Source organism: Pseudomonas sp. NPDC087615, assembly GCF_044743445.1.
Taxonomy (GTDB): Bacteria; Pseudomonadota; Gammaproteobacteria; order Pseudomonadales; family Pseudomonadaceae; genus Aquipseudomonas; species Aquipseudomonas baetica_A.
Window position 1 is genome coordinate 100,782 of record NZ_JBIUWM010000013.1, and the last position, 6,310, is coordinate 107,091.

General features: G+C 59.4%; 7 protein-coding genes. All 7 read right to left on the reverse strand.

Features of this window, described 5'->3' with window-relative positions:
• Positions 1–362: 362 nt before the first annotated feature.
• Positions 363–1,148 carry a TatD family hydrolase gene (locus tag ACIOU6_RS09185; protein WP_221729340.1) on the reverse strand — a complete coding sequence of 262 codons (786 nt, stop codon included), beginning with the start codon at positions 1,146–1,148 and terminating at the stop codon, positions 363–365.
• 15 nt (positions 1,149–1,163) lie between these two features.
• The gene (locus tag ACIOU6_RS09190; RefSeq protein ID WP_150651119.1) at positions 1,164–1,520 is read right to left on the reverse strand and encodes a PilZ domain-containing protein; all 357 of its coding nucleotides are present in this window, start codon (positions 1,518–1,520) and stop codon (positions 1,164–1,166) included.
• A 42-nt stretch (positions 1,521–1,562) separates the two neighbouring features.
• On the reverse strand, positions 1,563–2,546 hold the full coding sequence (locus ACIOU6_RS09195) for a DNA polymerase III subunit delta' (protein ID WP_401135580.1): 984 nt from the start codon (positions 2,544–2,546) through the stop codon (positions 1,563–1,565).
• A complete protein-coding gene (gene tmk, locus ACIOU6_RS09200) occupies positions 2,539–3,171 on the reverse strand; it encodes a dTMP kinase (RefSeq protein WP_221729342.1) in 633 nt (210 codons plus the stop codon). The genes ACIOU6_RS09195 and tmk overlap by 8 nt, the downstream gene beginning before the upstream one ends.
• A gap of 19 nt (positions 3,172–3,190) precedes the next feature.
• Positions 3,191–4,348 carry an endolytic transglycosylase MltG gene (gene mltG / locus ACIOU6_RS09205; RefSeq protein ID WP_221729343.1) on the reverse strand — a complete coding sequence of 386 codons (1,158 nt, stop codon included), beginning with the start codon at positions 4,346–4,348 and terminating at the stop codon, positions 3,191–3,193.
• A 3-nt stretch (positions 4,349–4,351) separates the two neighbouring features.
• Entirely contained in the window at positions 4,352–5,167 is an 816-nt protein-coding gene (gene pabC, locus ACIOU6_RS09210; protein WP_221729344.1) for an aminodeoxychorismate lyase, read from the reverse strand.
• Positions 5,167–6,310, reverse strand: a 1,144-nt coding sequence (fabF, locus tag ACIOU6_RS09215; RefSeq protein WP_401135583.1) for a beta-ketoacyl-ACP synthase II, incomplete at its 5' end; no start/stop codon positions are given. The genes pabC and fabF, both read right to left, overlap by 1 nt.

A 6,310-nucleotide genomic window follows, 5' to 3' on the forward strand; every position in this document is an offset into this window, starting at 1 on the left:
CTTTCGAGGTTCTTTGTGCATAAGAAAAGGTCTGTAGGGGTCAAAATTCGAAGCCGCGTATTATGCCTAACTTGCACAAAAATGCACGGATCATCCGACCATATCTGTGTTTCTTGTTCATTTTGCGAACGTTTGGGGTGCAATGAGAACTCAACTGAAGCAAACGTATTCCAAATTTGTTTAAAAACCCCGACCAGCTAACTGGACTGCACGCCAGACTGATCAATACTTGAACTGTCGGGCGGCATCTCCCCCAAGTGCCGGGCCGATAAAGGTACCAAAGGACCGCGTGCCTTTGTTTTACTCCTAATGGTCTTAACCCGGATTCACCCCCCAGAACCCGGGTTTTTTTTGCCTGCGATTCAGGCTTTTACATGGGCCAGCGGAAACAGGCGCTTGAAGTTTTCGGTGGTCTGCTCGGCAAAACGCTCGTAGTGTTCGCCGCGCAGCATCGCCAGAAACTCTGCCACTTCGCGCACGTACTGCGGCAGGTTCGGTTTGCCGCGATAAGGGATCGGCGCCAGGTACGGTGAGTCGGTTTCGACCAGCAGGCGATCGGCCGGGACTTTGCTCGCCACATCGCGCAACGCGTCAGCATTGCGGAACGTGACGATGCCGGACAAGGAAATGTAATACCCCATGTCCAACGCAGCTTTTGCCATGTCCCAATCTTCGGTAAAGCAATGCAGCACACCTGCTTGGGGCAGCGCGGCTTCGCGCAGCAGCTCAAGGGTATCGGCGCGGGCACCACGAGTGTGGATGATCACCGGTTTGCCGGTCTGCTGCGCAGCCTGCAAGTGCAGACGGAACGACTCTTGCTGCAGCTCGGCGGCTTCCGGTTCGTAGTGGTAATCCAGACCGGTTTCACCGATCGCCACCACTTTCGGATGATTGAGTTCGTGCAACAGCCAGTCCAGCGCTGGCGCCGCGCCAGGCTGTACGTCCAGCGGATGCACGCCAACCGAGCAATCAACGTCGTCATAACGCTCAGCAAGGGCTTTGACGTCGGCAGCGTTATCGGCACTCACGCCGATGCACAGAAAGTGCCCGACCCCGCGCTCGCGAGCGGCATCCAGTGCGGCATCCAGCGAGCCGTCATGGGCGGCGAGGTCAAGGCGATCAAGGTGACAATGGGAATCTACGAGCATAAAAAAGGCTGCTACTTACATCGTATGAGTGGGACGGTCGGATTTCAGCGCTCCGGCCAGATGGGTTTCGATGCGACTACGGGCAGTGTTGTCGCCCTCGTTGAACTGAACGCCGACACCGGCGGCGCGGTTGCCTTGCGCACCTTTGGGGGTGATCCAGGCGACCTTGCCGGCGACCGGAATCTTTTCCGCTTCATCCATCAGGTTCAGCAGCATGAACACCTCATCGCCCAACTTGTAGCTCTTGTTGGTCGGGATGAACAGGCCACCGTTCTTGATGAACGGCATATAAGCGGCATAAAGCACGGATTTGTCCTTGATGGTCAGGGACAAAATGCCGTTGCGCGGCCCCGGGCTGACAGGTTCGTTCATGTTGACCTCCACTGCTGATGCTCAGAGTCTAGGTACACATTCTTATCTTTGGCCAGGCAATCCCGCCCATTGCACCAACAACGCCTCCAGCAACAGTGTCGGGTTGAGGTTGGCCTTGCTCAGGACTTTCTGCCGCTGGACGAGAATCCAGTCCTGAATGTCGAGGACTTTGCCTTGAGCACTCTTCTGCGCCAGGTACTGCACAACCTTGCGCATATCGGTCAGGCCAAGACCGGCTTCGTCCTGCGTCAGTTGATAACGCAAGATCAGGCTCGACCAATCGCAGAACCAATCGAACAGACGCAGCATTGGAATGCTTTTCCATTCTTCGGCCAGTTGCGTCGGCGATTGCTGCTGCTTGAGCAGCTTCTTCACGCCTTCGACCACTTGCGCGCGCTGTTCGCGCACACCTTGAGACTGAAGGCTGACCGCCGCCAATGGCGAGCCCGCCGCCAACGTTAACAGCTCGACACGCTCCTCTGCGGAACATTCTGGCAGCGCCTGAGCCAGCCATTGCAGGCTCATCGCCTCACTCGGCAACGGACAGGCCTGCTGCACGCAGCGACTCTTGATCGTCGGCAACAAACGGCTCGGCTGGTGACTGACCAACAGCAACACAGTATCGCCGGAAGGTTCTTCAAGACTTTTGAGCAAGGCGTTAGCGGCGTTGATGTTCATCGACTCCACCGGCTCGACCAGCACCACCTTGCGCCCGCCCAGTTGCGCGGTCTGCACCACGAAGCTGACCAGATCACGCACCTGATCGACCTTGATTGCCTTGTCGGCTTCTTCCGGTTCGAGGATGTAATTGTCTGGGTGGCTGCCAGCCTTGAGCAGCAAGCAGGATTTGCACTCGCCGCAGGCTTCAGGCGTCGGACGCTGGCACAACAGGCTGGCCATCAGCCGCTCGGCCAAGGCCCGCTTGCCGATACCGGCCGGGCCATGTAGCAGATAGGCGTGGGCGTGCTGGCTACGTCCGGCCAGATGCTGCCAGAGGCTGTCTTGCCATGGATAGGCCTCAGCCACGGTTCAGCTCCAGCAAACGCGGCAGCAATGTATCCAGCGATTGCTGGACTTGTGCCAACGGCTGGCCGGCATCGATCCGCACGTACCGCGAAGGATCTGCTTCAGCACGCTTGAGAAACGCGCCGCGCACCGCTTCGAAAAATGCCCGCCCTTCAAGTTCGAAACGATCCAGACGCCCCCGCGCACTGGCACGGGCCAGGCCGATTTCCACCGGCAGATCGAAAATCAGTGTCAGATCCGGGCGCAGATCACCCTGCACGAAGGTTTCCAGCGTCGCGATACGTTCCAGCGACAAACCGCGACCACCGCCCTGATAGGCATATGTCGAATCAGTGAAACGGTCACACAACACCACTGCACCACGGGCCAGAGCCGGACGGATCACTTCAGCCAAATGCTGGGCACGCGCGGCGAAAACCAGCAACAGCTCGGCGTCCGGATTCATGACTTCGTCGGCCGGCGCCAGCAGCACGTCGCGAATCCGTTCGGCCAGCGGAGTACCGCCGGGCTCACGGGTCAACAGCACCTCGATACCGACGGCGCGCAGGCGCTCTGCCAGGTATTCGCGGTTGGTGCTCTTGCCGGCGCCTTCCGGGCCTTCCAAGGTAATAAACAAGCCAGTCACAGGCAGTCCTTAATCAAAGTCATTGCGTGTCTTGTGGTGCAGCAGCCGGTGCCGCCTCTTGAGGCGATACCGGCGGCAGCGACTCAGGCGCCGTTTCTGCAGGTTTCGCTTCATCGGAAGCCGGAGCCGCTTCAGGCGTGACTGCTGGCGCCGGGCTGGAGCGGTAATCCGCGCGTCGCTTGAGCTGGAACTCGCGCACCGCACGGTTGTGTGCATCGAGGTCGTCAGAGAACACATGGCTGCCGTCGCCACGTGCGACGAAGTAGAGACTGGTACCCTCCACCGGGTTCAGCGCAGCATGAATCGCTTCACGCCCTACCATTGCAATCGGCGTCGGCGGCAGGCCAGGAATCACGTAAGTGTTATACGGCGTCGGCTCTCGCAAATGGGCACGGGTCAGCTTGCCGGTGTAGCGATCGCCCAAGCCATAAATCACTGTCGGATCAGTCTGCAATTGCATGCCCACCGCCATCCGACGCACAAAGACGCCGGCAATCTGACCGCGCTCCTGCGGCACGCCGGTTTCCTTCTCAACCAGCGAGGCCATGATCAGCGCTTGATAAGGCTCACTGTACGGCGCGTCGGCGGAGCGATTTTCCCACTCCTTGGCCAATACCTCGTCGAGACGATCAAAGGCCTTTTTCAGCAGTTCGGTATCGGACATGCCGCGCTCGAAGCGGTAGGTATCAGGGAAGAAACGACCTTCCGGGAACAGCCCCTTGTGGCCGATCTTCGCCATGACGTCGCTGTCGCTAAGACCATTGAGGGTGTGCTCGATTTTTTCGTCTTTAGCCAACGCCGCGCGCACTTGATGGAAATTCCATCCTTCAACCAACGTCAGGCTGTACTGAACCACCTCCCCACGCTTCCACAAGTCGATCAGACCATCGACAGTCATGCCCGGCTGCATGCGGTATTCACCGCTGTGGATTGGCGTACCGGCGAGATTGAACCGCCAATAAACCCGTAGCCAGAATGCGTCCTTGATGACGCCATCGGTTTCGAGCTCGAGGAAAGTCCGGGTCGGTGTGGAGCCTTTCGGCACATCCAGCAGCTCTTCCTGCGTGATGTTCAGGGGCTGTTCCAGTGCGCTGTGAATCTTCCAGGCGCTGGCGCCCAACAGCAGCCCTGCCAGAACCAATCCGGTTTCCAGCAGCAGCAAAAGTTTACGTCTCACGAATCAGGCATCCAGTAGGGCGCGGGCAATGGTTTGCAGTTTACGGGTGAGCGGGCCAACCGGCCAGCTCAGTGCAGCGTAGGCACGTACCGGCCAAACGCCATAAACGCTATTGCAGAGAAAGACTTCATCGGCCCATTGCAGCTGTTCAAGGCTGATATCGGCGATTTGTGTGGGGATGGCCAAAGACTCGGCCTGAAACAATATTTCGGCGCGCATCACACCGGCCACGCCGCAACGCTTCAAATCAGGCGTGATCAACACCCCATCACGCACCAGAAACAGGTTGCTGAACACCCCTTCGATGACTCGACCAGCCTGATCGAGCATCAAGCCTTCGGCGTGTTCGCTGTCCTGCCATTCGGCGCGGGCGATGACTTGTTCCAGGCGATTGAGGTGTTTCAGACCCGCCAACAAGGGCTGGTTGGCCAATCGTGTGCTGCAAGGAAATAGGCGAATGCCAAGTTGCGCGTGAACAGCGGGATAAGCAGCAGGAGGATTGCCTTGCAGAATGCGTCGAGCCTGCGCCGCAGGATCCGGCGCATAACCGCGCAAACCATCGCCCCGCGTGAGGATGAGCTTGAGCACGCCCTCGCCCATCGCTGCCGCATAGCTCAGCAGCTCTTGGCGAATCAGTACACTATCGGCCGCAATGGCCAGACGCGAACAGCCATCGGCCAGTCGCGCCAAATGCCGATCCAGTAGCACCGGCTGGCCGCCACGCACGGCAACGGTCTCGAACAGACCATCGCCGTAAGCCAGGCCGCGATCTTTCAGCGACAGCGTGTCAGCCGGTTGACCGTCGACCCAGCAGTCCATCAACCTGCGAACCGGCGGAACGCCAAGGTACCGTTGGTGCCGCCGAAACCGAAGGAGTTGGACAGCACGACGTCGATATCCATGTTGCGCGCAGTGTGCGGCACAAAATCGAGATCGCAGCCTTCGTCGGGTTCCTCAAGGTTAATCGTCGGTGGTGCAACTTGGCCATTGATCGCCAGCACGCTGAAGATCGCCTCGACAGCGCCCGCCGCACCCAACAGGTGACCGGTCATGGACTTGGTGGAACTGACCGCCAGTTTGTAGGCGTGATCACCGAACACGGTCTTGATCGCGTTGGCTTCGGCGAGATCGCCGGCCGGGGTCGAAGTGCCGTGGGCGTTGATGTACTGCACTTGATCGGCGTTGATCTTCGCGTCACGCAGTGTATTGGTGATGCAGCGGGCTGCACCGGCGCCGTCGGCGGGCGGCGAGGTCATATGGAACGCGTCGCCACTGGTACCGAAACCAATCAGCTCGGCGTAGATGGTCGCGCCCCGCGCCTTGGCGTGTTCGAGTTCTTCGAGGACCAACGCACCCGCGCCGTCGGACAGCACGAAACCATCACGGCCCTTGTCCCATGGACGGCTGGCGCGGGCCGGCTCGTCATTGCGGGTCGACAGCGCACGGGACGCGCCGAAGCCACCCATGCCCAGACCGCACGCAGCCATTTCGGCACCGCCGGCGATCATCACGTCGGCTTCGTCGTACATGATGTTGCGCGCCGCCATACCGATACAGTGCGTACCGGTGGTACATGCTGTGGCGATGGCGTAGTTAGGCCCCTGTGCACCCAGATGGATCGACAGGAAACCGGAAATCATATTGATGATCGAGCCTGGCACGAAAAAAGGCGAAATTCGACGCGGGCCCGTCTCATGCAGGGTACGGCTGGTTTCTTCGATGTTGGTCAGGCCGCCGATACCCGAACCCATGGCGACGCCAATGCGTTCACGGTTGGCGTCGGTGACTTCCAGACCGGCATTGCGCACGGCTTGAAAGCCAGCAGCGAGGCCGTACTGAATGAACAGGTCAAGCTTTCGCGCTTCCTTGACCGACAGGTATTCCTCGACATTGAAGCCCTTTACCGAGCCGCCAAAGCGGGTGGAATAGGCAGAAAGGTCGGTGTGTTCGATCAGACCAATG